This window comes from Quadrisphaera sp. INWT6, assembly GCF_015390235.1.
In the GTDB taxonomy this organism is placed as follows: domain Bacteria; phylum Actinomycetota; class Actinomycetes; order Actinomycetales; family Quadrisphaeraceae; genus Quadrisphaera.
The window spans coordinates 178,020-203,387 of record NZ_VUOH01000002.1 but is presented as its reverse complement, the minus strand read 5'-3'; the positions used below and the strand labels follow the sequence as shown (position 1 = coordinate 203,387).

General features: G+C 76.5%; 28 protein-coding genes, 1 pseudogene and 2 riboswitches. Of the genes and pseudogenes, 14 read left to right on the top strand and 15 right to left on the bottom strand.

The genetic code is table 11. The features are described from left to right. Positions 1–38: 38 nt before the first annotated feature. Together F1641_RS23735 and F1641_RS23730 are read left to right on the top strand one after the other, a co-directional pair. Positions 39–548: pseudogene (locus tag F1641_RS23735) on the top strand (hypothetical protein); the annotation flags it as partial. A 53-nt stretch (positions 549–601) separates the two neighbouring features. Further along, positions 602–949, top strand: coding sequence for a substrate-binding domain-containing protein (locus F1641_RS23730; RefSeq protein WP_194903553.1), 348 nt, complete (start codon positions 602–604; stop codon positions 947–949). Between the two features lie 73 nt (positions 950–1,022). Continuing rightward, positions 1,023–1,132: riboswitch (SAM riboswitch) on the bottom strand. Between the two features lie 33 nt (positions 1,133–1,165). Here the strand turns inward: F1641_RS23730 and F1641_RS05865 are convergent. The 3 genes from F1641_RS05865 to F1641_RS05855 all read right to left on the bottom strand — a co-directional run bounded on the left by F1641_RS05865 (position 1,166) and on the right by F1641_RS05855 (position 6,541). Beyond that, positions 1,166–2,779: a BCCT family transporter gene (locus tag F1641_RS05865; protein ID WP_375541468.1), complete on the bottom strand. Its 1,614-nt coding sequence runs from the start codon at positions 2,777–2,779 to the stop codon at positions 1,166–1,168. 308 nt (positions 2,780–3,087) lie between these two features. Next, a complete protein-coding gene (nhaA, locus tag F1641_RS05860; RefSeq protein ID WP_194903552.1) occupies positions 3,088–4,476 on the bottom strand; it encodes a Na+/H+ antiporter NhaA in 1,389 nt (462 codons plus the stop codon). Between the two features lie 430 nt (positions 4,477–4,906). Further along, a complete protein-coding gene (locus F1641_RS05855) occupies positions 4,907–6,541 on the bottom strand; it encodes a xylulokinase (RefSeq protein WP_194903551.1) in 1,635 nt (544 codons plus the stop codon). Positions 6,542–6,679: 138 nt separating this feature from the next. Between F1641_RS05855 and F1641_RS05850 the strand changes: the two genes are divergently transcribed. Together F1641_RS05850 and F1641_RS05845 are read left to right on the top strand one after the other, a co-directional pair. Continuing rightward, on the top strand, positions 6,680–7,384 hold the full coding sequence (locus F1641_RS05850; protein ID WP_194903550.1) for a hypothetical protein: 705 nt from the start codon (positions 6,680–6,682) through the stop codon (positions 7,382–7,384). A gap of 145 nt (positions 7,385–7,529) precedes the next feature. Next, the gene (locus F1641_RS05845; RefSeq protein ID WP_194903549.1) at positions 7,530–9,098 is read left to right on the top strand and encodes a PepSY domain-containing protein; all 1,569 of its coding nucleotides are present in this window, start codon (positions 7,530–7,532) and stop codon (positions 9,096–9,098) included. Positions 9,099–9,233: 135 nt separating this feature from the next. Here F1641_RS05845 and F1641_RS05840 read toward each other — a convergent pair whose 3' ends face one another. Then, a complete protein-coding gene (locus tag F1641_RS05840; protein WP_206690676.1) occupies positions 9,234–10,259 on the bottom strand; it encodes an alpha/beta hydrolase in 1,026 nt (341 codons plus the stop codon). Between the two features lie 82 nt (positions 10,260–10,341). Between F1641_RS05840 and F1641_RS05835 the strand changes: the two genes are divergently transcribed. Then, entirely contained in the window at positions 10,342–11,121 is a 780-nt protein-coding gene (locus tag F1641_RS05835; RefSeq protein ID WP_309225420.1) for a triose-phosphate isomerase, read from the top strand. A gap of 27 nt (positions 11,122–11,148) precedes the next feature. Here F1641_RS05835 and F1641_RS05830 read toward each other — a convergent pair whose 3' ends face one another. Continuing rightward, positions 11,149–11,808 (bottom strand): HD domain-containing protein, encoded by a 660-nt coding sequence (locus tag F1641_RS05830; RefSeq protein ID WP_194903547.1) that lies wholly within the window; start codon positions 11,806–11,808, stop codon positions 11,149–11,151. Between the two features lie 194 nt (positions 11,809–12,002). Here F1641_RS05830 and F1641_RS05825 point away from each other — a divergent pair, with 194 nt between their 5' ends. Further along, complete coding sequence (locus F1641_RS05825) at positions 12,003–12,998, top strand: SDR family oxidoreductase (RefSeq protein ID WP_194903546.1); 996 nt, start codon at positions 12,003–12,005, stop codon at positions 12,996–12,998. Between the two features lie 47 nt (positions 12,999–13,045). Here the strand turns inward: F1641_RS05825 and F1641_RS05820 are convergent, their stop codons facing one another. Beyond that, positions 13,046–14,194, bottom strand: coding sequence for an FAD-dependent oxidoreductase (locus F1641_RS05820; RefSeq protein ID WP_309225419.1), 1,149 nt, complete (start codon positions 14,192–14,194; stop codon positions 13,046–13,048). A gap of 119 nt (positions 14,195–14,313) precedes the next feature. On the opposite strand from F1641_RS05820, the gene F1641_RS05815 reads away from it, so the two are divergent. Next, the gene (locus F1641_RS05815) at positions 14,314–15,072 is read left to right on the top strand and encodes an OBAP family protein (RefSeq protein WP_194903545.1); all 759 of its coding nucleotides are present in this window, start codon (positions 14,314–14,316) and stop codon (positions 15,070–15,072) included. 78 nt (positions 15,073–15,150) lie between these two features. On the opposite strand, the gene F1641_RS05810 is transcribed toward F1641_RS05815, so the two are convergent. From F1641_RS05810 to F1641_RS05775, 8 genes are all read right to left on the bottom strand, one after another. Then, the gene (locus tag F1641_RS05810; RefSeq protein WP_194903544.1) at positions 15,151–15,351 is read right to left on the bottom strand and encodes a hypothetical protein; all 201 of its coding nucleotides are present in this window, start codon (positions 15,349–15,351) and stop codon (positions 15,151–15,153) included. 27 nt (positions 15,352–15,378) lie between these two features. Then, positions 15,379–16,089, bottom strand: a complete 711-nt coding sequence (aqpZ, locus tag F1641_RS05805; RefSeq protein WP_194904846.1) for an aquaporin Z — start codon at positions 16,087–16,089, stop codon at positions 15,379–15,381. A gap of 162 nt (positions 16,090–16,251) precedes the next feature. Beyond that, positions 16,252–16,836 carry an alkaline shock response membrane anchor protein AmaP gene (gene amaP, locus F1641_RS05800; protein ID WP_194903543.1) on the bottom strand — a complete coding sequence of 195 codons (585 nt, stop codon included), beginning with the start codon at positions 16,834–16,836 and terminating at the stop codon, positions 16,252–16,254. Further along, positions 16,833–17,411, bottom strand: coding sequence for a DUF6286 domain-containing protein (locus tag F1641_RS05795; RefSeq protein WP_194903542.1), 579 nt, complete (start codon positions 17,409–17,411; stop codon positions 16,833–16,835). Before F1641_RS05795 ends, amaP begins: the two co-directional genes overlap by 4 nt. Further along, complete coding sequence (locus tag F1641_RS05790) at positions 17,408–17,803, bottom strand: Asp23/Gls24 family envelope stress response protein (RefSeq protein ID WP_194903541.1); 396 nt, start codon at positions 17,801–17,803, stop codon at positions 17,408–17,410. The genes F1641_RS05795 and F1641_RS05790 overlap by 4 nt, the downstream gene beginning before the upstream one ends. Continuing rightward, a complete protein-coding gene (locus tag F1641_RS05785; protein ID WP_194903540.1) occupies positions 17,796–17,987 on the bottom strand; it encodes a hypothetical protein in 192 nt (63 codons plus the stop codon). Before F1641_RS05785 ends, F1641_RS05790 begins: the two co-directional genes overlap by 8 nt. A 97-nt stretch (positions 17,988–18,084) precedes the next feature. After that, positions 18,085–18,426, bottom strand: a complete 342-nt coding sequence (locus F1641_RS05780) for an Asp23/Gls24 family envelope stress response protein (RefSeq protein WP_206690672.1) — start codon at positions 18,424–18,426, stop codon at positions 18,085–18,087. Continuing rightward, positions 18,423–18,890 carry an Asp23/Gls24 family envelope stress response protein gene (locus F1641_RS05775; protein ID WP_194903539.1) on the bottom strand — a complete coding sequence of 156 codons (468 nt, stop codon included), beginning with the start codon at positions 18,888–18,890 and terminating at the stop codon, positions 18,423–18,425. Before F1641_RS05775 ends, F1641_RS05780 begins: the two co-directional genes overlap by 4 nt. 186 nt (positions 18,891–19,076) lie before the next feature. On the opposite strand from F1641_RS05775, the gene F1641_RS05770 reads away from it, so the two are divergent. The 3 genes from F1641_RS05770 to F1641_RS05760 all read left to right on the top strand — a co-directional run bounded on the left by F1641_RS05770 (position 19,077) and on the right by F1641_RS05760 (position 21,003). Beyond that, positions 19,077–19,517, top strand: a complete 441-nt coding sequence (locus F1641_RS05770) for a hypothetical protein (RefSeq protein WP_194903538.1) — start codon at positions 19,077–19,079, stop codon at positions 19,515–19,517. Positions 19,518–19,599: 82 nt separating this feature from the next. Next, positions 19,600–20,373: a TetR/AcrR family transcriptional regulator C-terminal domain-containing protein gene (locus F1641_RS05765; RefSeq protein ID WP_206690670.1), complete on the top strand. Its 774-nt coding sequence runs from the start codon at positions 19,600–19,602 to the stop codon at positions 20,371–20,373. A gap of 48 nt (positions 20,374–20,421) precedes the next feature. After that, a complete protein-coding gene (locus tag F1641_RS05760; RefSeq protein WP_194903537.1) occupies positions 20,422–21,003 on the top strand; it encodes a hypothetical protein in 582 nt (193 codons plus the stop codon). 133 nt (positions 21,004–21,136) lie between these two features. Here the strand turns inward: F1641_RS05760 and F1641_RS05755 are convergent, their stop codons facing one another. Further along, a complete protein-coding gene (locus F1641_RS05755) occupies positions 21,137–21,922 on the bottom strand; it encodes a hypothetical protein (RefSeq protein ID WP_194903536.1) in 786 nt (261 codons plus the stop codon). 212 nt (positions 21,923–22,134) lie between these two features. On the opposite strand from F1641_RS05755, the gene F1641_RS05750 reads away from it, so the two are divergent. The 4 genes from F1641_RS05750 to F1641_RS05735 all read left to right on the top strand — a co-directional run bounded on the left by F1641_RS05750 (position 22,135) and on the right by F1641_RS05735 (position 25,325). After that, entirely contained in the window at positions 22,135–22,524 is a 390-nt protein-coding gene (locus F1641_RS05750; protein ID WP_194903535.1) for an STAS domain-containing protein, read from the top strand. A 9-nt stretch (positions 22,525–22,533) separates the two neighbouring features. Next, positions 22,534–23,229 (top strand): SDR family NAD(P)-dependent oxidoreductase, encoded by a 696-nt coding sequence (locus tag F1641_RS05745; RefSeq protein WP_194903534.1) that lies wholly within the window; start codon positions 22,534–22,536, stop codon positions 23,227–23,229. Between the two features lie 486 nt (positions 23,230–23,715). Further along, positions 23,716–23,837: riboswitch (SAM riboswitch) on the top strand. A 28-nt stretch (positions 23,838–23,865) separates the two neighbouring features. Further along, positions 23,866–24,759: a hypothetical protein gene (locus F1641_RS05740; RefSeq protein WP_194903533.1), complete on the top strand. Its 894-nt coding sequence runs from the start codon at positions 23,866–23,868 to the stop codon at positions 24,757–24,759. Positions 24,760–24,848: 89 nt separating this feature from the next. Then, positions 24,849–25,325, top strand: a complete 477-nt coding sequence (locus F1641_RS05735) for an OsmC family protein (protein WP_194903532.1) — start codon at positions 24,849–24,851, stop codon at positions 25,323–25,325. The last annotated feature ends 43 nt before the right edge of the window (positions 25,326–25,368 follow it).

Sequence of the window (25,368 nt, the reverse complement as noted above, 5' to 3'; positions counted from 1 at the left end):
GTGCTGAACCAGACCTCCCCGGCGCCCCGGGCGGTGGCGTGGCGCTGAACGGGGTGCTCGGCCGCCTCCCGCTGCCGGGCACCGTCCGCCGGCCGGCGGCCGAGGACCCCTGCGGCCGCTCCATCACCCTGGCCGTCCCCTTCCTCGACGCGGAGTACTTCGGCGAGCTGGCCGCCGCCGTGGTGCTCGAGGGCGCCGACCACGGCTACGACGTGCTCGTGCAGCAGACCGGCGCCCGGGGCGAGTCCGAGCTGCGGGTGCTGCGCCACTCCGCCCACGGCGCGAGCTGCGGCCTCGTCATCCAGTCGCTCTCGCTCGAGACCGAGGACGTCGCCGCCCTGGCGGGCGGCCACCCCCTGGTGGTGCTGGGGGAGCAGGTGGTCGACGGCCCCGTCGACCACGTGACCACGCCCGACGCCGAGGCCGCCGAGGCCGCGGTGGCCCACCTGGTGTCCACGGGGCGCCGGCGCATCGCCGCCGTCGGGCCGCACTCGTCTCCTTCCCCCGTGTCCGCCGCCGTGCGGCGCGCGGAGGGGTACCGCGCGGGGCTACGGGGCTGCAGAGCGCGGGCATCGCGGTCGACCCCGCCCTCCTCGTCGACGTGCGGGGGTGGGGCACCGACGACGGCGCCGCCGCCGTCGACCGGCTGCTGCAGGCGGGGACGCCCTTCGACGCCGTCTTCGCCTTCTCCGACTCCCTGGCCACCGGGGTGCTGCACGCGCTGGCGCGGCGCGGGCTCGCGGTGCCCGGCGCCGTCGCCGTGGTGGGCTTCGACGACGTGCGCTCGGCCAGGACCACCCACCCGAGGCTCACCACCGTCGACGCCGGCATCCGCGCCGTGGCGCACAGCGCGGTGTCGCTGCTCGACGAGCGCATCCGCGGCGCCTGCACCGGCGGCCCCCGGCGCTACACCACCCTGCACCGCCTGGTGGTGCGCGAGAGCACCTGAGGGACCGCCGGCACCGGCTCAGCCGACGGGGACGGGGCGCTGCTCGGCGTCCCCCCGCGCGGCAGGAGCGGTGGAACCACGCTCGTCGAACGGAGCGTCCGGCCGGGTCGTCACCTGGGGCACCCCGCCGTGGGGGAGGGTCGCCGGGTAGCGAGCCAGGGCTTCGCGCTACCGCTCATGACCTCCGTCGAGGACGGTCAGGAGCGCCGACGGCTGTCAAGCACCGGTCTCGCGAGAGCTGCCGCTGCGGGAGCCGGAGCCCGCGCCCGTCCCGGTGGGCCGGCGCCGGCGCAGCCACGAGGGGACCGCCACGCCGCCCTCGTTGGGCGTCTCGACCTCCAGGCCGTAGTGCTCACCGACCTGCTCCAGGAGCTGGTGGCGCTGCACCCGGTCGTACACGCGCCGCTCGCGGCGGAACGCGATCACCGTGGCCCAGCACAGCAGGAGCATGACCACGCTGAACGGCAGCGCCACCATGATCGCCGCGCTCTGGAGCGCCTCCAGCCCCGAGCTCCCCCCGGCCAGCAGCAGCGCCGACGCCAGCACCGCCGTGGCCAGGGTGAAGAAGATCCGCACCCACCGAGCGGGCTCGGCCGAGCCGCCGGTCGCGATCATGCCCATCACCAGGGCTCCGGAGTCGGCGGAGGTGACGAAGAAGATGCCGATGAGGACGATCGCCCCGACCGACAGGACGGCGCCCGCCGGCAAGCCGTCCAGCAGCTGGAAGAGCGCGCCCTGCAGGTCGACGGTGCCCTCGGGCGTGAGCATCGAGCCGGGGTCGCGCAGCTCGCGGATGACCGCGGAGCCGCCGATGACGGCGAACCAGGTGATGGTCAGCAGCGTGGGCACCAGGAGCACGCCGAGCACGAACTCCCGCACGGTGCGGCCCCGGCTGACGCGGGCGATGAAGACGCCCACGAAGGGCGCCCACGACATCCACCAGCCCCAGTAGAACGAGGTCCACGCCCCCTGCCACGCCTCGCCCTCGCTGCCCTGCAGCGCGCTGACGCTGAAGGCGAGGCCCACGAAGCCCTGGAGGTAGGCCCCGACGGACTGCACCAGCTCGCGCAGCACCGACACGGTCGGCCCGGCGAAGAGGACGACGAGGAGCAGCACGGCGGCGAGCAGCAGGTTGGCGGTGGACAGCCACTTCATGCCCTTGGCGACACCGGACAGGACCGAGGCGAGCACGAAGACGGTGATGACGCCGATGATCGCGACGTCGGCCCAGGAGCCCAGGTCGGGCAGGCCCACCGCCTGGAGGCCGGTGCCGATCTGCAGCACGCCGAGCCCCAGGGAGGTGGCCACGCCGAAGACCGTGCCGATGAGGGCGAGGGCGTCGATGGCGTTGCCCCACCCGCCGTTCACGCGGCGTCCGAGCAGCGGCTCGAGCGCCCAGCGGATGGAGATCGGGCGGCCGCGGCGGTGGATGGCGTAGGCCAGCGCCAGCCCGACGACGACGTAGATCGCCCACGCGTGCAGGCCCCAGTGCAGGTAGGTCTGCGACAGGGCGCCCAGCGCGAGCTCCGGCGCGGTGCCGCTGCTGCCCGGCGGCGGGGTGACGAAGTGGCTGAGCGGCTCGCTCACGCCGTAGAAGACCAGGCCGATGCCCATGCCCGCGGCGAAGAGGAGCGCGAACCACGCCAGCGCCGAGAACTCCGGCTCCTCCTCGTCGCGGCCCAGCTTGATGTCGCCGAAGCGGCTGAAGCCCATCGTCAGCGCGAACGCCACGAAGAAGGCCGCGATCAGCACGTAGTACCAGCTGAAGGAGCGGACGACGGCCGACTGCGCCGCACCGAAGAACGTCGACGCGCTGTCGGGGAGGACCATCGCGAAGACCGAGAGCCCGAGGACGACCACGGCGGCGGGCCAGAACACCCACGGAACGACGCGTGCGCCGGAGGCGCCCGCCGACGCCGCGGGGGGCGCGGCGACGGGAGCCGGTGGGGTCTCCTGCTGGGTGCCGGGGTCGACGATCACCCGCTGGACGCTAACGGCCGCACCCGCCCCCTGCCGGTCGAGCGACACCCGACCGGGTCCCCCGGAGAGCCGCCGCGGGTCCCTGACCAGCAGGTCTGCGAGACGACACCGTTGCTCGACCGCAACACTCGGACGGCCCCGCGCGCCGGGGACGGGCGTCAGGGGAGGTCGTCGGGGTCCGTGCGGCGCCGGCGGGCGGAGCGCTCGTCGACGGTCTCGCGCGGCGAGCGCTCCCGGTCGGAGCCAGACCCCGACGGCTCCTGGTAGACGTCCGGGACGCCGTCGCCGTCGTCGTCGCGCGCCTCGGCCTCCGCGATGCGGCGGTAGTGCCGGTCGCGCGGCTTGAGCACCGCGGCGGCCAGCACCGCCGCGAGCAGCGTGCCGGTGAGGACGCCGACCTTGACGTGCTCGTCGCGCGGCGAGCCCGCCCCGAAGGCCAGCTCGCCGATGAGCAGCGACACGGTGAACCCGATCCCGCCGAGCAGGGACAGGCCGACCACGTCGGGCCAGCGCAGGTCCTCGTCGAGCTCGGCCCTGGTGAAGCGGCTGACGAGCCACGTCGCCCCGGTGATGCCGACGGCCTTGCCGACCACGAGGCCCACGACGATGCCGACGGCCACCGAGTCGGTCAGCGACGCCTGCAGCCCCTGCAGACCGCCGAGGGTCACCCCGGCGGAGAAGAACGCGAACACGGGGACGGCGATGCCGGCGCTGATCGGCCGGATGCGGTGCTCGAAGTGCTCGGCGAGCCCGGGACCGGCCTCGGGGCCGCCGGCCGCGCGGCTGCGCAGCACCGGGACGGTGAAGGCCAGGAGCACCGCGGCGACGGTGGCGTGGACGCCCGACTCGTGGACGAGCACCCAGGTGGCGAAGGCCAGGGGCAGCAGCAGCCACCAGTGCCGGACGCGCTTCTGCACCAGGAAGCCGAACAGCGCCAGCGGCACCAGGGCCAGCAGCAGCGGCGCGAACGACAGGGAGCTCGTGTAGAAGACGGCGATCACCGTGATGGCGAGCAGGTCGTCGACGATCGCGAGGGTGAGCAGGAAGGTGCGCAGCGCCGCGGGCAGGTGGGTGCTGATGACGGCGAGCACGGCGAGGGCGAAGGCGATGTCGGTGGCGGTGGGGATGGCCCACCCGACGAGGCCGTCGTCGCTGGTGAGGTTGATGGCGGCGTAGACCAGCGCCGGCACCGCCATGCCGCCGACGGCGGCGGCCACCGGCAGGGCGGCCTTGCGCGGGTCGCGCAGGTCACCGGCGACGAACTCGCGCTTGAGCTCGAGGCCGGCCACGAAGAAGAAGACCGCGAGCAGGCCGTCGGCGGCCCAGGTGCCCAGCGAGAGGTCGAGGTGCAGGGCCGAGGGACCGACGACGGTGTCGCGCAGCCCCTCGTACGCGGGCGCCCAGGGCGTGTTGGCCCACACCAGGGCGACGAGCGCACCGGCGATGAGCAGCATCCCGCCGACGGTCTCGCGGCGCAGCAGCGCGGCGATGCGGGAGGCTTCGGACCAGCTGCCGCGGGCGAACAGGCGCGGGGGGGTGGTGGGCACGGGTGGCTCCCGGAGGTGCGGGGGTCGACGGAGACGCTGCCGACCAGACTTCCCGGCGCACCTCGGCGGACGTTACCCGCGCACGGTCGTCTCCGCACGGTCCGGGTCCCGGTGGGGGACCTCTCACGGCAGGTGCGGACAGCGTCTGGTGGGCACCAAGGATCTGTGGACGGCTCTCCACAGGGAGGGCGCCGTGAGCGGACGCCGTCCGCTGTCCGCCGAGGACTCTCCTCGGGGCGCTGGTCAGGCCGTGCGGACCGCCGACACCCGAGCCGCGTCCTGCACACCACCGCAGGACCGGCCGAGGTGGTCGCTCCTGGTCCTGAGCGAGCACGACCTGCGGTCGCGACGTCCTGCCGCCGTCAGGAGCGGCGACTCCCCCTGGTGGGTGCGGACGGTGCTCGGGGCGCCCCGAGCACCGTCAGGGAGCTCAGGCGTGCTCGACGGCGGCCCGCTCGACCGGGAGCGCCGCGACGTAGCGCTGCAGGTAGGCGGCGAACCCGGCGACGTCGTCGGCCTGCGGCGAGACCGTGGTCAGCTCGACGCCGTCGAAGACGCGGTGCGCCAGGTAGCCGGCGAGCGACTGGCCCTCGGCGCGCCCGCCCGTGCCCGCGGCGAAGGCCGCCAGCACGGCGATGCCCCACGCGCCGCCCTCGGCGGCGACGTCACCGACGGAGACGGGGGAGTCGATGGCGGCGGCGAGGTGGCGCTGGGCGACGCCGGGGGTGGCGAAGACGCCGCCGTGCGCGAACATCCCGTCCAGGCGCACGCCCTCGGCCGAGAGCACGTCCATGCCGATCCGCAGCGTCGCGAACGCCGCGTAGATCTGCGTGCGCATGAACGTCGCCAGGTCGAAGGGGCTGCCCGGCGTCCGCAGGAACAGCGGGCGCCCCTCCTCGAGCTCGGTGATCGGCTCACCGGAGAGGTAGTTGTAGGCGAGCATCCCGCCGCCGTCCGCGGCGCCCTCGAGCGAGGCGCGGAACAGGGCGCCGAACACGGTCGCGTCGTCGGCGGGGGCCCCGACCGCGGCGGCGAACTCCTTGAACAGGCCCGCCCACGCGTTGAGCTCGCTGGCGCCGTTGTTGCAGTGGACCATCGCGACCGGGTCTCCCGCGGGCGTGGTCACGAGGTCGAGCTCGCGGTGCACCTGCGACAGCGGGCCCTCCAGCACCACCATCGCGAAGATCGAGGTGCCGGCGCTGACGTTGCCGGTGCGGGGCGCCACCGAGCCGGTGGCCACCATGCCGGTGCCCGCGTCGCCCTCGGGCGGGCACACGGGGGCGCCCGGCTGGAGCCGGCCGCTCGGGTCGAGCAGCGCCGCGCCCTCGGGCGTGAGCGAGCCGGCGGCCTCGCCGGCGGAGGCCACGCGCGGCAGCACCTGCTCCAGCGGCGTGGTGAAGCCCTCCTCGGCGAGGAGGCGCTGCGTGGTCGCGAGGCGCGCGGCGTCGTAGGTGCCGGTGGAGGAGTCGATGGGGAAGACGCCGCTCGCGTCACCGACGCCCAGCACGTGCTCGCCCGTCAGCCGGTGGTGCACCCAGCCGGCCAGCGTGGTGGCCGTGGACAGGCGCGGGAGGTGCTCCTCGCCGTCGAGCACCGCCTGGAACAGGTGGGCGATGCTCCAGCGGTGCGGCACGTTGAAGTCGAGCGGGCCGCTGAGGCGGTCGACCGCCTCGCCCGTGCTCGTGTTGCGCCAGGTGCGGAACGGCACCAGCAGCTCGCCGCCGGCGTCGAGGGCGACGTAGCCGTGCATCATCGCCGAGACGCCCAGGCCGCCCACGCGCTCCAGCTCGACGCCGTGGCGCTCGCGGACGTCAGCGGCCAGCGCGGCGTACGCGCCCTGCAGGCCCGACCACACGTCGTCCTCGGCGTAGGTCCACACCCGCTCGACCAGCTGGTTCTCCCACGAGTGGCTGCCCGCGGCGAGCACCTCGTGGTCGGGGCCGATGAGCACGGCCTTGATGCGCGTCGAGCCCAGCTCGACGCCGAGCGCCGTGCGGCCCTCGGTGATGGCCGTGCTGGACGTGCTGTTGGACCGGCTCTGAGCCGTCGGTGCCTGCGTCGCCACGGACACAGCCTGCCCGATCCCGGTGAGAGCGCTCACACCGCCGTGCTCCGGACGGGCGCACCAGCTCCTCGCCGACCTCCCGCCGACCTCCCGCCGACGTCCCCGGGCGGGGCCCCGTGCTCGGCTACGGTCTGGCCCGTGGGGCACCCGGTCAGCGGCGCGCTGCGCGCGGCCCGCGGCCTCGCGCTGGCGCTCGTCGTCGTCGGCATCGCCTCGACGGCCCACCTCGCCGGCGGCGGTGACCTCCCGCCGGGCCTGCTGCTGGCCGGCGTGGTCGTCGCGGCGGCGTTCGCGGCGCACGCCGCCACGGCGCGGCGCGTGACCCTCCCGGCCGCGCTGGCGCTGCTCGGCGCCGGGCAGGTGGTGCTGCACGTCGCCTTCACCGTGCTCGCCGCCCCGGCCGGTGCCGGAGCCGGTGCTCTGCGGGCAGCGCAGTCGGCGTCACCAGCGGGGGCCCTGCACGTCCACGCCCACGGCGGCCCGCTCAGCGGTCTGCTGCTGCCCGTCGACGCCGCGGCCGGCGCCGCGAGCGCTGCCGGGACCGCGGGCACCGCCGGGGCCGCGGACCCGTCGGCCGGCGCTGCTGCCGCCGCGATGCTCGCCGCCCACGTGGTGGCCACCCTGGCCGCCGCGGTGGTCCTGGCGGGAGCCGACCGCTCGCTGTGGTTGCTCCTGGCGTGGCTCGCGCCGCTGGCGGCGGTGCTCGCCGCGTCCGCGTCCGCCGTCGTCCCGCGCCTGCCCCGACGGCCGGTGGCCGCCCCGCGCGCGCGTCCGCGGTCGCTGCTGCTGGCGCGGCGGTCGCTGCGGCGCGGTCCTCCGCTGCTGCTCCTCGCGCCCGCCTGACCGCTGCGCCTCCACGCCCCCGCCGGGAGCGCGCGAGCGCCGGGTCCCCGCGGTGCGCGGCGCTCATGCCCGCAGGCCGCCGTGCCGATGACGAGGGCGACCCCGTCACGTCGCGCAGCGGCCGCCCACGCCCGGAGGACCCCCGATGACCGCGCACGACACGACGGCCCCGTCCCTGCCCGAGCCCTTGCCAGGGCCCCGCCGCGCCGGCGACCCCACCGACCCGACCGACCCGGCTGCCGGCTCGCCCACCGGCCCCCCAGCGCCGGGCACGTGGGCCCTGCTGCGGCCCCTGGTGCTCCGCCTGCACTTCTACGCCGGGGTGCTGGTGGCCCCGTTCATCCTCGTGGCGGCGGTGACCGGCGGGCTGTACGCCGTGGCCCCGCAGGTGGAGCAGGTGGTCTACGCCCACGAGCTGCACGTGCAGCCCGCCGCGACCGCCGTGCCCCTGGCCGACCAGGTCACCGCGGCGCTGGCCGCACGCGGTCCCGGCAGCGAGGCGGACCTGCTGGCCGTCAGGCCGGCGCCGACCCCCTGGGACACCACCCGGGTGCTCTTCAGCGACCCGTCGCTGCGGGAGTCCTACCGCCAGGCGGTCTTCGTCGACCCGGGCACCGGTGAGGTGGTCGGCCAGCTGCCCGTCTACGGCACCAGCGGTGCGATGCCGCTGCGCGCGTGGCTGTCCGAGCTGCACCGCACCCTGCACCTCGGGGAGCCCGGCCGCCTCTACAGCGAGCTGGCCGCCTCGTGGCTGTCGGTGCTCGCCGTCTCCGGCCTGGCCCTGTGGACCACGCGCCGCGTCCGCTCGCGCCGCGCCGGAGAGCGGGCCCGCCGCGCGCTGCTGCTGGAGCGAGGGCTGACCGGCCGCTCCCGCACCCGCGGCCTGCACGCCGTCACCGGATCATGGATGCTGCTCGGCCTGCTCGCCCTCTCGGCGACGGGCCTCACCTGGTCGACGCACGCGGGGGAGCGGGTCACCGCGCTGCGCGAGGCGCTGTCGTGGACGACGCCGACCGTCGACACCTCGGTCCCCGGCGCCGCCGCGGGGGCGTCGGCGACGGGCGACCACGAGGGGCACACCGCGGGGATGGTGATGCCCGAGCCGGGCGAGCCGGAGCCGCTGACGGCCGCTGAGCTCCCCGGCGACGTCTCGGCCGTGCTCGACGCCGCCCGCGGAGCCGGCCTGACCGCGGGCCTCGTCGAGGTCAGGCTGCCCGCCGAACCGGGGGCGGCGTGGAAGGTCGACGAGGTCGACAGGTCCTGGCCGGAGCAGGTCGACAGCGCCGCCGTGGCCGTCGTCGCCGGCGACGAGGGGGCGGCCCCGACCGCCACCGCGCTCGACGTCGTCAGGTTCTCCGACTACCCGTTCATGGCGAAGATGGCCCGCTGGGGCGTCGACGCGCACTCCGGCTCGCTGTTCGGGCTCGCCAACCAGCTCGTGCTCCTGGCGCTCGCGGCGGGGATCACGGCCTCGGTGGTGTGGGGCTACCGCATGTGGTGGCAGCGCCGGCCCGACCGCTCCACGCGCCGGGGGGTGGGGCGGCCCGCGCCTCGCGGCGCGTGGCGGCGCCTCCCGCCGCCCGTGCTCGCGGCCGTCGTCGTCGTGACCGCCGCGGTCGGCTGGGCGATGCCGGTGCTGGGCGTCAGCCTCGTGGCGTTCCTGGTGGTCGACGTGCTCCTGGGGCTGCGGCGCTCGACGGCCGCCGCGCGCTGAGGCGCAGGCGCTCCGCAGGTGCGCCCCTTCGGCGTGACCGCCCGGTCACGCCGAAGGGGCGCATCCGCGGAGTCGCGCCGACAGCGTCGACACGACTGAGGAGCGTCGGCGTGACCGGCCGGCCGCCCGGTGCCCTCAGGACGACGGCTGCGGGGCCGACAGCTCGGCGCACCAGCGGGTGAAGCCCTCCACGAGGAACGCCGTCGCCTCACGGCTGACCCGCGCCCGGGGCGCCATGAGGTCGAACGCGTGGAAGCAGCCCGGGTACACGCGGCTCTCCACCCGCACGCCCGCCGCGCGCAGGCGCTCGGTCCAGGTGACCACCTCGTCGTGGAACGGCTCGCCGTCGCCGACGAACGTCAGCACCGGCGGCAGCCCGCGCAGGTCGTCGGCCCGCGCGGGGGCCGCCGTGGCCGGGACCGAGCCGGTGCCGCGCAGCGGACCGAGGTAGGCGTCCCACCCGGCGTCGTTCGTCACCGAGCTCCACACGGGTGCGGTGCTGCCCGTCGACGACGGCGTGGGCCGGTCGTCGATCATCGGGTAGAGCGGCACCTGGAAGGCCACCGCCACCTCCCCGCGCTCGCGGGCCAGCAGGCACGTGGCGGCCGTGAGCCCGCCGCCGGCGCTCTCACCGCCCACCACCAGCTGGTCGGGGCGCGCGCCCAGCTCGGCGGCGTGGTCGCGCAGCCACAGCAGCGCGTCGTAGCAGTCGTGCAGCGCCGCCGGGTAGGGCTCGACCACCGACAGGCGGTAGTCGGGCAGGACGACGACGCACCCCGTCGCGTCGACCAGGCGGCGGGCCGTGGCGACGCTCATCTCCGGAGACCCGACGGCGTACCCGCCACCGTGGACCCACAGCACCGCAGCGCTGGGCGCGTCGCCGTGCTGCGACCCCTCGTCCGGCTGACCGGCACCGGGTCGCCTCCGGACGACGAGGGCCCGCACCCGGCCGCCGTCGCGCCGCGGGAGCCAGCGCTGCAGCTGCTCCACCCCGCCGCCGAGGTCCTTCGCGGCGGGCGTCGGCCGCACGGCGCGGCCGGCTGCGGAGACGGCGTTCACGACGCGCACCTGCAGCCCGTGGCTGCGGGTGCTGCGCGGGGTGAGCAGGCCCATGAGCCTCGCCGCGCGCCTGAGCTCCGGGTCGTACTGCGCCACGTCCACCGCTGGCCTCCTCGCCGTGCTGCCCTCGCCCGCAGCGTGCCACTCGTCGCGCGGTCGGGCCGTGGCGGGGAGGATCGGTGCCGTGGACGCTGCGCAGCGCTGGGTGGGCACCGGCTGGAAGATGACCAAGACGCGCGCCGAGGGCGTGGCCTGGGCCCGCGCCGTGGTGCGGGCCGCCGCCGAGCGCGGTGGTGAGTCGGCCTGGCCGGGGGTGCAGCCCTTCGTGCTGCCACCGGCCACGGCGATCACGCAGGTGGCCGAGGCCCTGCGGGCGCCCGGCACCTCCCGGGTGCTCGTCGGCGCGCAGGACGCCCACTGGGAGGACTCCGGCGCGTGGACCGGTGAGCTGTCGGTGCCGCAGGTCGCCGACGCGGGGGCGCAGATGGTCGAGCTCGGCCACTCCGAGCGCCGCGAGCACTTCGCCGAGACCGACGAGCGCGTGGCGCTCAAGGTGGCCGCCGTGCTGCGGCACGGGCTGATGCCGCTGGTGTGCGTGGGGGAGACCGCCGAGCAGCGCGACGCCGGGCGCTCCGTCGACGTCGTCCTCACCCAGGCGCGGGCGGCCCTCGGCGCGGCGGGAGACAGGCGGTGCGTCCTCGCCTACGAGCCGGTGTGGGCGATCGGCGAGCGCGGCCGCGAGGCCCGCCCCGAGGAGGTGGCGCCCGTCGTCGCCGCCCTCGCGGGCCTCGTCGTCGACTCCGGCGGCGGGCCGTCGCGCAACCCCGTGCTCTACGGCGGGTCCGTCACGGTCGAGGGCGCTCCGGGGGTGCTGGAGGTGCCGGGGGTCGACGGGCTGTTCGTCGGGCGCACGGCGTGGCGCGCCGAGGGGTTCGTGGCCCTGCTCGACCTCGTCTCGGGCTGACGCCCCCCGGTCGCCGGCCGGCGCGCGTCAGCGCGGGTCGAGAGCGCTGGCCCGCGCGAGCCGCCGCTCGGTGGCCGCAGCGGCGGCGAGCAGGGCCGGGACCCGCTGGTGCTGAGCCCGCGCCTGGGCGCTGGCCGGGCCGTGGCGCTCCAGCACCTCGGTGACGCGCTCCTCCACGGTGACCAGCTCGCCGGTGGGGCTGGTGGTCTGGTCGGCCCAGGTCAGCGCGTCGGCCACCGGACCGTGCCGGTGCTCGGGGCGGTCGAAGGCGCGCAGCACCGGCGCGAGTCCCCGGACCCCGGCCACGAAGCGCGCCCCGGAGTGGTGCGCCACCAGCCCCGCGAGCTCCAGGGGCCAGCCGGTGCGCAGCAGGTGGACGGCGCCGTCGACGGGGTGGAACCCCACGCGGGCGAGCACCGGGGCGTACCCGACGTCGTGGAGCCAGGCCGCGGCCACCAGCGGGTCCACCCGCTCCGGACCCACCGCGTCGGCGGCCTGCGCGGCCCGCGCCGCCACGGCGCTGGTGTGGTGCCAGCGGCGACCGTCGTCGTCCAGGGCGGACAGCAGCTCGCGGGCCACCTCGCTGGCACGGCCGACGTCGGTGCTGCTGACCCCGACGGGCCCTGCCGGCAGCGGGCGGAACCGGCGGTCCGGGGCCGTGGGTTCAGCGCGCGTGGTGAGGACCATTCCCGGGAGCGTAGGGAGGGGGCGTCCTCCGCGCACGCCACGAGCGGGCCCGGTCCCGGCAGCGTCACAACGCCTCGCAGCGCCAGGCGCACGAGGCCGCGTCCAGCCTCCTGGGCCTGACGCTGGGCCGGCGTCTGACGCCGGCGCGGGGTGATCCTTCTGCGCCCCGTCGGGCCCCCGGGCAGGATCGAGCGATGACGAGCCTGCGGGTCCTGTTCATCGGCGGTACCGGCATCATCAGCTCGGCCGCCTCAGCGCTCGCGGTGGAGCGCGGCCACGAGCTGCACGTGCTGAACCGCGGCACCACGTCGCTGCGCCCGCTGCCGCCCGAGGCGGTCCAGCACACCGCCGACGTCCGCGACCCCGCCTCCGCGCGCGAGGCGCTGGGAGACCTCGAGTTCGACGCCGTCGTCGACTGGCTCTCCTTCACCCCCGACCACGTGCGCACCGCCACCGACCTCGTGCGCGGCCGCACCGGCCAGTACGTGTTCATCTCCTCCGCCTCGGCGTACCAGACCCCGCCCGAGCGGCTGCCCGTCACGGAGTCGACGCCGCTGCGCAACCCGCACTGGCAGTACTCCCGCGACAAGATCGCCTGCGAGGAACTCCTCACCTCCCTGTACCGCGAGGAGGGCTTCCCGATGACGGTCGTGCGGCCCTCGCACACCTACGACCGCACGCTCGTGCCCTTCGACGGCGGATGGTCGTTCGTGGAGCGGATGCGGCGCGGGCAGCCCGTCGTCGTCCCCGGTGACGGCACGTCGCTGTGGACCCTCACCCACCACACGGACTTCGCTGGGGCGCTGCTGCCGCTGCTCGCGCAGCCCCGGGCGCTGGGGGAGGCGTTCCACATCACCGGCGACGACGCGTGGACGTGGGACCAGATCGCCCGCGCCCTGGGTCGCGCCGCTGGGGTCGCCGACCCCGAGATCGTCCACGTGCCCTCGGACGCCATCAACGCCGTCGACCCGGAGTGGGGCGCCGGGCTGCTCGGCGACAAGGCCCACTCGATGGTCTTCGACAACAGCAAGGTCAAGTCCCTCGCGCCCGGGTGGCGCGCGGTGGTGCCGTTCGAGCGGGGCGCGGAGGAGATCGTCGCCTGGCACGACGAGGACGCGGCCCGCCGCGCCGTCGACGAGGGCTGGAACGCCACCGTCGACGGGCTGGTCGAGCGCTTCCGGGTCAGCTGACGGTCAGCTGACGGTCAGCTGACGGTCAGCTGACGGTCAGCTGACGGTCAGCTGACCGTGAAGCGCTCCGGCACGGGGGCGTCGCCGGTCGCGGCGTCGGCGGCCAGCTCGCCCAGCAGCGGCGCGAACTTGCCGCCGTGCCCGGAGCACGCCGAGACCACGGTGACGCCGTCGGCCCCGTCGATGACGAAGTCCTCGGTCGGCGTGCTCGTGTACAGGCACGTCGTCTCCGCGTACGGCTCGGGCACCACGCCGGGCAGGTGCTGGCGCGCCTGCGCCACCACCCGTGCGACGGCAGCGCGGTCGACGACGCCGGAGCGGTGCGCCGCTGACGCGACCCGCTGCCCCGCGGCGTGCTGGGCGACCTTCAGCCCCCGGTGGTCCGCGTCGCGACCACCCGGCAGCGCGTAGACGGGGAGCTCCCCGGGGCGCTGGTGGATGACGGTCGGCCACGCGTCGTGGGCGTGCTCCTCGGCGTACGGGAGGTGCACCGCGGTCTCCTCGGTGACGACCACGGGGGGCATCCCCGCGAGGAAGCTCGGCGGCAGGCCGAGCCGGCCGAGGACGTCGGGCAGCCACCCGCCGACGGCGACGACGACGTGCGCCGCCTCGACCTCGCGACCGTCCTCGGCGCGGGCGGTGAACCGCGCCCGCGACCCGTGCCCCGAGCGCTCCAGGGAGGCGAGCGGCCACCCGGTCAGCAGCTGCGCGCCGTGCGCCCGGGCCTCCGCGACGGCGGCGTGGACGGTCCGCTCGGCGTCGAGGACCGCACCGCCCGGCTGGTGCAGCACCTCACCGTCGGCGGTGACCTGCGGCCAGCGGTCCCCGGCCTCCGAGGGGCTGAGCAGCTCGTGCTCCACCCCGACCTCCTCCAGCACGCGCGCCAGCGCACGCGGGTCGCGCCCCGCGCCGTGGTCGAGGGCGGGTGCCGGCGTCAGCAGGGTGGTGCCCGACGCCGCCTCGAGCTCGCGCCAGCCGTCGAGGGCGCGGACGACCAGGGCCGCGTACCCGGCCTCCGGGTAGGCGAAGCGCAGGATGCGCGCCGAGCCGTGGGAGCTGCCGTCGGGGGCGGCGGGCCGCGTGCGGTCGAGGAGGGTCACCTCGTGGCCGCGCTGCGCGAGGCGCCAGGCGGCGCACGCCCCCGCCAGCCCGGCGCCGACCACGAGGAACCTGCTCACGCCGACCGTCCGCACCACCCGACCAGCCTGCCGCAGCGGCACCGGTGTCCGGCGGCGGCCGCTGGGTACGGCCCACCCGACGGAGGCAGGTCCAGCCCGAGCCCCTCTGCACCTCCCGCCACCTCGAGGAGCAGCCCGTGCCCACTCCGACAGCCCGCGCCTTCGCCCAGGGCCTCGCCTCCGGCGTCGCGCTCGCCGCCACCGCCGTCGCCGGGAGGAAGGCGCTCGCCGTGCTGCGGGGCGGCCACGGCCACCCCGTCCGCCAGCAGGTGCTCGACGTCGCCAGCGCCCTGGTCCAGCCGAAGCGCCCGCTGGCAGCGGTCAGCACCTGCCTGAACGGTTTCCACTTCTACGCCGACGACCTCGGCCGCCAGGTCGAGGCCACCCACCTGTGCAGCCACCGCCGCGACGGCCTGCACCAGTGCGTCATCTACGACAGCGGGGACGAGGACGCCCGGCTCATCGGCGTCGAGTACATCGTCAGCGCCGAGCGCCACGCCGCGCTGCCCGCGGAGGAGCAGCGCCTCTGGCACAGCCACGACCACGAGGTCCGCTCGGGGTCGCTGGTGGCACCGGGGGCCCCGCAGGTCGCTGAGCACGCCCACCTCGAGCACCTGGTGAGCACCTACGGCAAGACGTTCCACACCTGGCAGTACGACCGCGACGACGAGGTCCCGCTCGGGCCGCCCCAGCTGATGATGGCGTTCACCGCCGACGGGCAGGAGCGGCGCGACCTCGTCGAGGCCCGGGACCGGCGGCTGGGCACCTCGGTGACGGCGAAGCGCCGGAACCGCGCGGACATCGCCCCCTCCGACGTGCACCCGGCGGCGAACGCCTGGGAGTCCGGGACGACGCCGCAGCTGCGCCTCGTCGACGTCCCCGTGCGCCGTCCCTGAGCCCAGCCCCGCCCGGACGACGCAGCGCCCGCACCGGAGGTCCGGTGCGGGCGCTGCGCGCGGGTCGAGCGGCGGGTCTCAGCGACCGCGCCGGCGCTCCTTGCGGCGGCTGCGCTGCGCGGTGTCCGCGGCCTTGGTGAGGCCGCGGGTCACCGCGGTGGAGCCGCCCTTGCGGGTCTCGATGGACCGGGCCACCTTGCGCAGCACGGCTGCGCCCACGGGCACGGCGACGGACATGAGGATCCAGCGGCGGAGGCTGGTGGCGAGCAGGAAGGGCACGGTCGTCTCCTCGGGAGGTGGTGGTGGTCAGGCCCTGGTCGCGCGGACCGGGTCGAGCACGCGGGAGTACAGGACGCCCGCGATGACCGCGCCCGCGAGGGGAGCGAGGACGAACAGCCACAGCTGCTCGACCGCTCCCTGGCCGGCGAAGAGCGCGGGGCCGATGGAGCGGGCCGGGTTGACCGAGGTGTTGGTCACCGGGATCGAGATGAGGTGGATCAGCGTCAGCGCCAGGCCGATGGCCACCGGGCCGAGGCCCTTGGGGGCGCGGTCGCTGGTGGCGCCGAGGATGACCACGAGGAAGACCGCGGTGAGCAGCACCTCGATGATGATCGCGGCGGCCACGCCGTAGCCGGCCGGGGACCGGTCGCCGTAGCCGTTGGTGGCGAAGCCCGAGGTGACGGCGTCGAAGCCGGGACGGTCGGAGGCGACGGCGTAGAGCACCGCCGCCGCGACGACCGCCGCGACGACCTGGGTGACGACGTAGGCGGGGGCCTTGCGCCAGGCGAAGCGGCCGGCGGTGGCCAGGCCCACGGTGACGGCCGGGTTGAAGTGCCCGCCCGACAGCGGCCCCACCGCCCAGGCCATGACGAAGACCGTCAGGCCGAAGGCGAGGGCGACGCCGAGGTAGCCGATGCCGACCTCGGTGCCGTCGGTGGTGGTGGTCGCCGCGGCCAGGACGGCTGCGCCGCAGCCGCCGAAGACCAGCACGAAGGTGCCGGCGAACTCGGCGAGCAGGGCCTGGGCGGTGCCGACGGGAGCGTCAGCCGGTGCCGAGGCGGTGGTGGCGGCGGCGGAAGGGGGTCGTTCGTTCCGGCGGGAGCCGGAGCGCGGGGTGGGCGGGGCCACGGCTCCTCCAGGGGGCGTGTCGAGGGGTGGGCGACGGACCGGTCGAGCCGGTCAGCGCACGCGGGGCTGGCTGCGCTCGCGCCGCGCGATGTGCACGGCCACGCGGCCGCGCAGGTCCGAGCGGCCCAGCACGGTGTTGAGGTCGGCGGTGGTGCGCTCGACGGCCTCGGCCAGCTCGGTCAGGTCGACCGACGGCTCGGCGGTGACGGAGATCTCGGCGACGAGCTGGCCCCGGTCGGAGACGACCTTGCCGGAGGCCGAGCGCACGCCCGGGGTCTCGGCGAGCACCTCGGCGGCGGTCTGCGCCGCGGCGCTGCCGTCCACCGACAGCGCGCCGGAGCGGTCGGAGCCGCTCAGGCGCAGCGGTCCGCCGGTGGAGCGGCGCGGGACGTGCGCCAGCAGCCACCACAGCCCGAGCAGGCCGAGGACGACGGCGCCCGCGGCGGCCGCGCCGGCCCACCACGAGGCCCCGAGGGCGTTCGTCACCGGACCGGTGCTGACCTGCCCGGGGGCGGACGGCCACACGCGGGTGAGCTGGCCGAGGCCCCAGGCGCCGACGGCTGCGCCGAGGGCGATGAGGACCAGGCCGAGCAGCAGGGCCAGGAAGCGGTCCAGGCCGAGGACGCGACGGCTCACGAGGGGTCTCCAGTGGTGGTGGCGCGCACGCGGACGCGCGGGGGGCTGGCCAGCGCCGACAGCGCCCGCTCGGCCGCCTGCTGCGCCTGGGACTCGGTGCCGGGCGTGCCGGTGGTGGTGATCGACAGCGTCGCGCTGCGGCGCGACGCGCTGGTCTTGGCGTCGAGCACGCCGTCGACCTGGTTCGCCGCGCCCGTCACCAGGCGCGCGACGTCGCCGGTGGTGAGGTGCGCGCCGCTGCTGCCGCGCAGGGCGAGCGCGTCGCGCGTGCGGCGGCCGAAGGCCTTCAGCACGAGCCACAGCCCCACGAGCACCAGGACGACGCCGACGGCGGCCATCCACGGCGCGGGCGCCAGCCCGTCGAGCCCGGACGCGGCGGTGCCGAGCCAGGTGGTGCTGCCGCCGTTGAGCCGGACCCAGGCGTCCTGGCCGAGCACGACGGCGACACCGACGAGCAGGACCGCGAGCAGCGGCCCTAGCCATCCGATGGTGCCGGCGCCGGTGGGGAGCCCTGCCGAGGGCAGCGGTGCGCGGCCCTGCGCCGCCGCGTGGCGGCCCGGGGTGGTGGTGGTCATCGGACCCTCTCTCGCTCGGGGGCGGAGGTGCGGACCACCGCGTCGACGGTGACGCTGACCGCGTCTGCCTGGACCGCTGCGAGACGGGCCAGCTGGGAGGTGACGGCCTGGCGGACGTCGGCGGCCACGCGGGCCGCGGGGTGGGGCCACACCGAGGCGACCTCGATCTCCAGGCGGGCCCGTGAGCCCGCCACCTTCGCGCTCGCGCGCGGCAGGTCGCGGCCGATGGCCGAGGAGATCAGGCCCGACGTGGCCGAGGCGGGGGCAACGCCGGGGACGCCGAGCGCGGCGGCCCGGGCGATGGCGACGACCACCTTGTCAGCGACGTGCAGCGACCCGCGCTGCTCGGGGGCCGCCAGGCGCTGCTCGGCGGCGCTGGCGGTCTCAGCCACGGCCGCGGCCGCTCAGGGCGCCGAGGACGTCGATCTTGCCCTCCGCCTGAGCGCCGACCAGGTAGCCGACGGCGCCGAGCACGAGGGCGAAGCAGAAGCCGCCGAAACCGCCGGCGACGCCGGCCAGGGCCAGCAGCAGGGCGACGACGACACCGATCCAGGTGGGGGGGACGGCGGTGCTCATGAGTTCCTCCGGGCTGTGGGGCGGGCCTGGTGTCGGCCCGCGAGGGGGTGGTGCGGTGCGGGGTCCGGCGGCGGCGCCGCCGGACCCCGCAGCCCGGTCAGGGGCGGGCTGGGCCGGTCGGTGCGGCGTAGACGTCCTCGACGCGGACGGTCACCGGCACGGGGGCCAGGGGCTCCAGCGCGGTGACGGCGACGCGGACCGCCTCAGCGGTCTCGCGGACGTCGACGCCGTACTGGACGGCGATGTGGACCTGCGTGCCGTCGGCACGCAGGGCGACGCCGTCGACGCGGCGACCGGGGAGCAGCGTGGCGGCCGTCCCCGCCGGGCCCGCGCTCAGCGAGGCCACGCCCGGGACGGCGAGGACGGTGCTCACGACGACGTCGACCGGCTGCGGCTCCTGCGCCGGGTCGGCCGCGCCGAGCTGGTCGACGGAGGTCACTGGACGCGCGGCTTCTCGGCCGGCTGGTCGGCGCCGTCGTCCTCGGAGGGGATGTAGACGTCGTTGACGTCGATGTTGACCTCGGTCACCTCGAGGCCGGTCATGCGCTCCACGGCGGCGATGACGTTGCGGCGGACGCCGGCGGCGAGGTCGGCGATGGCGACGCCGTACTCGGCGATCAGGTCGATGTCGATGGCGGCCTGCTTCTCGCCGACCTCGACGGACACGCCCTGGGAGTGGTTGGTGGAGGCGCCGGGGATGCGCTCGCGCAGCGCGCCGACGGCGCGGGAGGCTCCGCCGCCGAGGTTGTGGACGCCGCGCACCTCGCGGGTGGCGATGCCGGCGATCTTCGACACGACGGTGTCGGCGATGGTGGTGGAGCCCTGGGTCGAGGCCAGCGAGCTGCTGCTCGAGGAGGTCTTCGCGACCGTGGCCGGGGTGGCGGAAGCGGTGGTGTTCGACATCGCAGCTCCTTCACGAGGCGGCGCCGAGTGCGCCGCGGTGAGGAGACTTACACCGCAAGGGTAGATCGGCGAGTTGAAACCGGCACCACTTCGGGAGGCAGCACCCGGGTGGCTGCAGTGATCGTCCGCGGGTAGACAGCCGGTGCGCGCCTCCGCCGTGGCGGCGCCCGAGTGCCAGGAGTCGTCGTGCACCGCTCCCGCTCCACACCCCGGTCCCTGCCCCGCCTCATCGGGGTCCGCGGCTCGCGCCACCGGACCTCCCGGGGCTCGTCCGGACCGCTGGTCGCCGTCGTCGTCGGCGCGGTGCTGGTCGTCCTGAACGCCCTCTTCGTCCTGGGGCCGGTGACCGGCCTCGTGGGCGCCGCCGCCGGCACCGGACCCGTCGTCGACGTCCCCGTCATCAGCAGCACCGTCGGCGTGCTCCTCGGCCTCGCGCTGGCGGCGGTCCTGCTCGTGGTGGCCTGGCGCGCGCGGCGCACGGCGCTCGCGTGGGTCCTCGCCGGCCTCGCCTGGCTCGTCTCCGCCGCCGGCTGCGTCTGGCCGCTGGTCGCGACCGGGTTCGCCGCGGCCGACCGCGCCCGCGACGTCTGGCCGACGGTCCTGGAGATCGTCAGGTCCGTCTCGTGACGCCCGCGGGCGCAGCGCGACCGCTGCCACGACCGGCGGTGCCGGGTCTGCGCGGGTCGGCTGCGGGTGGAAGTCTCGACCCGTGACCACGACTCCCGGCAGCGACGCCGCCGCACCCGTCGCCGGCGGTGGGCCCGTGCCCGATGCCGACGTGCTCGCGGTCCAGGGCCGCGAGATGCCCTCCGCGCGCATCCCCCTCAGCCGGGAGCGCATCCTCGGTGCCGCGCTGGACTTCATCGACGCCGAGGGCGTCTCGGCGCTGACGATGCGCAAGCTCGGGGCGGTGCTCAGCGTCGAGGCCATGTCGCTGTACCGGTACGTGCCCGGCCGCGAGGACCTCCTCGACGGCGTGGTCGACACCCTGGTGGCCCAGCTCGACCTCGACGAGGACGTGCTCAGCACCCCGGAGCACGGGTGGCAGGACTTCCTCCAGCGGATGGCGCACGGGGTGCGGCGGGTGGCCATCGCGCACCCCAAGGCGTTCCCGCTCATCGCCTCGACACCTCCTGAGGCGCCCTGGCTGCGGCCGCCGCTGCGCTCGATCCGCTGGGTGGAGAAGTTCCTCTCCGGCCTGCTCGCGGAGGGCTTCAGCGACGAGCAGGCCGTGGCGGTCTACCGCGCCTTCACCAGCTTCCTGCTCGGCAACCTGCTGCTGGAGGTCTCCCACCGCGGTGGGGCGGTGGGCCCGCTCGACCTCGTCGAGGAGGAGGTCCCCGAGCACGGGCTGCGCGACGCGCCCGTGGTGGAGCGCCTGGGGCCGCTGCTGTCGCAGGACGAGTCGCTGAGGGAGTTCGAGGAGTCGCTCGAGGCGCTGATCGACAGGATCACCCAGCAGGTCTCCAGCAGCGGGTCCTGACCGCGACCCCCTCCCGGGGGTCTGGTCTTACGGTGTAAGAATCTCGGCGTGCGCGACGCGTCCGAGGGCGGTGACGAGCGGGAGCTCCTCCTGGCCGCGGTGGAGGCGGGCTCCGCCGCCGGCTCCTGCGCGGACGACGGCGGGACGCCGCTCGCGAGCGCCGTCGCGCGCGCCCTCGCCGGGCTCCTCCACCCCTGCACCACCGCGCAGGGGGACGGCGCCGCGGACGGCGGGTGGCGCGCGGTGCTGGGCGGCGTCCACCGCAGGGCCGTCGAGCTGGCCCGCTGCCACCCCGCGTCGTGGACCCTCGCGACGTCCTCCGCCGTGCTGGTGGACGACTGGGTGCGCGGCGGCACCTGGGCCAGCGCGCTGCGCGCCGCTCTGGAGCGGGGCGGGGCCCGCCCCACCGCCGTGCGCGATGCGCCGGTCGTGGTGGTGCTGCACCTGTTCGCCGTGCGTCCCCGCGCGGTGGAGGTCCCGGACGCGGCGCCGCCGTCGGCGGCCCTGGCCGCCTACCCGCACGTCGCCCGCCTGCGCGCCCTGCTCTCGTCCGACGGCCCGGCCTGCGTGCCGGGCGGCCCCGTTCCGCTCGCCGCTGTCGAGGCCGCGGTGGAGCGGCTGCTCCGCTGACGTCCGGCTGACGTCCGGCTATTACCTGCCTGGCGTCTGGCTGGCGTCTGGCTGGCGTCTGCTGGCGCGGCAGCGCCCCGCAGCCGCTGGGCTGCGGGGCGCTGCACACCCGGGGCGCACCGGGCGGGGCGTGTCAGGCGTCGCTGCGCTGCCCGGCGGCGTCGCCGTCGACGGTGAAGGCGCCCTGGCCGGCCTTGTCGACGTCGGACGAGGGGGCGGTCGCCGCGGTGTGGGTGGTCCCTGGGGCAGCGGTGCGTCGACCGGTGCTGCGGCGCGTCGTCGTGCCGGACCCGGCGCTGGACCCGCGGGGGCGGCGCGTCCGCGTCGCCGTCTTCGCGGCGGCGTCGTCGGCCTTCTCCTCCAGGGTCAGAGCAGCCCCCGCGACCTCGTCGGTGGCCCGCTCGGCGAGGTCCGCCGCGCGCGCCGCGAGGCCGTCCCGCTGGCCGTCGCGGTCCTGGTCACCGTCCTGGTCGCGGTGCTCGTCACGGGTGTCCGTCGACGCTGCGGGTGCGCCTCCGCCCTTCGCGTCCTTCGAGCGGGCCTCGGCCCTCCCCTTCTTCTTCGACGCGCGGCGCAGGCCCTCGGTGTGCTCGCGCTCCGCCTTCTCGGCGTCCTTGCCCACCTTCTCGGCGTGCTTGGTGGCCACCGCCAGCTGCGCGCGCAGCGAGGCGACGGTCTCCTTGGCGATGGCGACGTCGCGCTCGGCCAGCTCCAGCTGGGCCCGGGCGGTGCGGCGCCCGGCCTTGGCCTCCTTGCGCGTGCGCCGCGCCTCCTCGACGCGCCGGGCCAGCTCGTCGCGCTGGTCGCCGGCGTCGTGGGAGGCGCGCGCGGCCCGCTCCAGGGCGGCCCGGGTGAAGGTGGTGCGGTCGTCGCCGCGGAGGGTCTGGCCGGTCGGGGTGTCCTTGATCGTCTCAGTCACGGGGACGTCAGTACCCGGCCGCCGGAGATCCACACCTCCCAGACCCCGCCCGTCCGGGAGACGGGTGGACGCCGCCGCGAGACCCCGGACGGCGCACGGCACCGGTGCCGGACGCCGCTCCCGTGGTTACCCTCAGGAACCACAGGCGCTGCGGCGCCGCAGGCCGCAGACTCGCCGCCGACAGCGGGAGCCGGAACGGGCGGAGGGGGGACATGAGCACCACGACCACCCGGCTCCCCCTGGAGGCGGACGGCCACGCCGTCGTCCTCCGCGTCGACGGCGAGCTCGACGTCAGGACCGCCCCGCCCCTGCGCGAGGAGCTGCGCCGCCTCATCCGGCACGACGGCGCCGAGGGCGCACCCAGCGTCGTCGTCGACCTGCGCGCGGTCACCTTCATGGACTCCTACGCCCTCGGGGTCCTCGTGCAGTGCCACAAGCTGGCGCGCGCCCACCGCCGCACGTTCGTGCTGGTCTCGACCAGCCCGCGGGTGGAGCAGCTGTTCCGCATCACCGGGATGCGCCACGTGATGCCGCTGCACCCCGACCCGGAGTCAGCCCTCGCCGGCTCCGGCTCGAGCGGCGCCGCGGCCCGTCGCGGCTAGCCTTCCCGGGTGGACCTGGGGCTGGCCGGACGCGTGGTGCTCGTCGTCGGGGGAGGCGGCCTCATCGGCAGCGCCGTGGTGCGCCGGCTCGGTGAGGAGGGCGCTGCCGCCGTCGTCGCGTCGCGCTCCACCGAGCCCGACGCCGCCGGCCTCCGGCTGCGCCTCGACGCCCGCGACGACGCCTCCGCCACCGCCGCCGTCGAGGCGGTGCTCACCCACCACGGGCGGCTCGACGGCCTGGTGGTGACGGCCGCGCCCAGCGCGCAGACGCTCGACCCCGCCCGCAACGACGACCCGGCCCAGGTGCTCGAGGCCTTCGACGCCAAGGCCGTCGTCTTCCTGCGGCTGGCCGCGGCGGCGCTGCCGGTGATGCGGGAGGCGGGGTACGGGCGCGTCGTCGGCGTGAGCGGGCAGAACGCCTTCCTCACCGGCAACACGACCGGGGCCGTGCGCAACGCCGCGCTGGTCGTCGCGGCGAAGAACCTGGCCGACGCCGTCGCCGGCAGCGGCGTCACGGTCAACACCGTCAGCCCCGGGACGGTCACGCCGACGCCCTCGGCCGAGGTGGCGCCGGGGCGCGGCGGGGAGTCGAGCCCCGACCAGATCGCCGACCTGGTCGCGTTCCTCCTGTCGCCGCGCGCGGCGATGATCTCGGGGGAGTCGATCGCCACGGGACACCGCATCCGAGGCGTCGTCTCCTTCTGACGCCCGCCCGTCCCGGGCCGGCCTCTGGCCGACGAACCGGGCGAGCCCGGTGCGCCCGGGGGGATCTGCACCACTCCCGGGATGGCGCAGGGCCACCCCGTGCCAGTCCTGCTGGCGCAGGGCCACCCCGTGCCAACGAGGGGGCCTCGCCTCGCCTCGCAGCGCCCGCGGTGGGGCGGAGCGGAGCTCGCGACGGCGGAGTCCCGGGCCAGAGGGGGCGCTGATGTGGCCCCGGACTCCGCCCTCGAGGTCTTGGGCGCGCCCGGAGGTCACTCCGCCTGGAGTGGGGGGATCTGCACCCCTCCCCGGATGACGCAGGGCCACCCCGTGCCAGTCCTACTGGCGCAGGGCCACCCCGTGCCAACAGGGGGAGGGCGTACGAGGGGAGCGGGCGCCCCGCGGGGGAGGACGGCGGGGTGGTGTTGACGCGCCCGCGCCCCAGGCGCCACGCTTGGCCCAGCACGACCAGCTCCACCAGATCCATCAGGTCATGAGCGTCAGCGACAAGCCCTGGCTAGCTGACCGGCAACCCTCGCTCTGCGGCGGGGTGCCCCAGGTGACGACCCGACCGGACCCCGCACGAGGCGGGGCCCCGGTAAGCGCGAGGCCCCGCACCGGGGCGGAAGAGGTCCACCGATGTCCCACCTGCACCTGGCCCTCGCCCTCGGCGGGCACCACGCCGGCGCGACGGCGCCCTGGGCCGACCTGGCCGCCGAGGCCGAGAGGGGCCTGCTCGACTTCCTCACCCTCGACGCCCCCGCCGGTCCCGCCGCCGACGAGCTCGGGGCCGTCCGTGCCGCGACCCGCCTGGCGGCGGCCACCCGCAGCACCGGCCTGCTGCCCGTCGTCCGCGCCGGCCTGAGCGAGCCCGGCCGGCTCGCCACCGCGGTCGAGGAGCTCGACCGCGCCAGCGGCGGACGCGCCGGCGTCCTGCTGCAGGTGCCCGTCCCCGCCGACGAGCAGGGGTGGGTCCGCGCGGTTCGTCGCCGCTGGTCCGCGGAGGGGACCGGGCCCGTCGTGGCCCTGCCCGGCCGCCCCGGGCGCGGCCCGCGCGCCCTGCCGTCCTCGGCCGCCGACCTCGGGTTCGTCGCCCCGCGCACCACCGTCGACGTCCACCAGCTCGTCGCGGCGGCCCGCACCGAGGGCGCTCCGCGCCACCTCCTCGGAGACCTGGTCGTCGTGCTCGAGGACGACGCCGCCCGCGCCCGCGACCGCGCGGACCTCGCGGCGGCGAGCCTCCCGGCCACCGCACCCGAGGGCGCGCGCGTGTTCGCCGGAACGCCCTCCCAGCTCGCCGACCTCGCGCTGGCGTGGCGCGCGGCGGGCCTGCAGGGGCTGCGGCTGCACCCCGCCGAGCCGCTCCGCGACCTGCTCGCCACCACGCGCGGCCTGGTGCCCGAGCTCCAGCGCCGCGGGGCCTTCCGCCGCTCGAGCTCCGAGCCCGGACTGCGGGACCGGCTCCGCGCCGAGACCGCCGAGACCGCCGACCCTGCCGAGCCGGCTGGCTCCGCGGAGCGCCGCGCCGCCTGAGCCGGCGCCCCACCCACCGCACCACCCGAGCACCACCCGCCCACCGAGGCGCGCGGTCCCGCGCGCCCGCACCGATGGAGGAGACGCACGTGCCGCTGCACCCGAAGGGTTCCGTCCTCAGCTTCGAGCTCCACGGCGAGGGGGAGGGCGTCCTGCAGGACGTCGCCGTCGCCGGCGGACCCCACGTCGTCCGCGCCGAGGGCCACCCGGCGTTCGGGGGCACCGACAGCGCCCCCAGCCCGCTCGACCTGGTGCTCGCGGGCTACGTCTCGTGCAACCAGGTCACCTCGAAGATCGTCGCCCTCGGCCAGGGCGTCGAGCTGGGCGCGTTCCACGGCCGCGTCGACGCCGAGCTCGACAACTCCGTGCTCGTCTTCGGTGCCGAGGGGAACCCGTCGTTCTCGAAGGTGTCGCTGACCGTCGAGCTGGAGACCGACCTCGACGACGCCGCGTTCGACGCCTTCGTGGCCGAGGTCAGCCGCCGCTGCCCCGTGACCCAGCTGCTGGAGCGCGCGGGCACCGAGGTGGTCTCGACCTGGACCAACAGGGTCCGCGCGGCCGTCTGAGGCCGCCACGACGCCGAGCGGGTCAGCAGGTGCCCTGGAACAG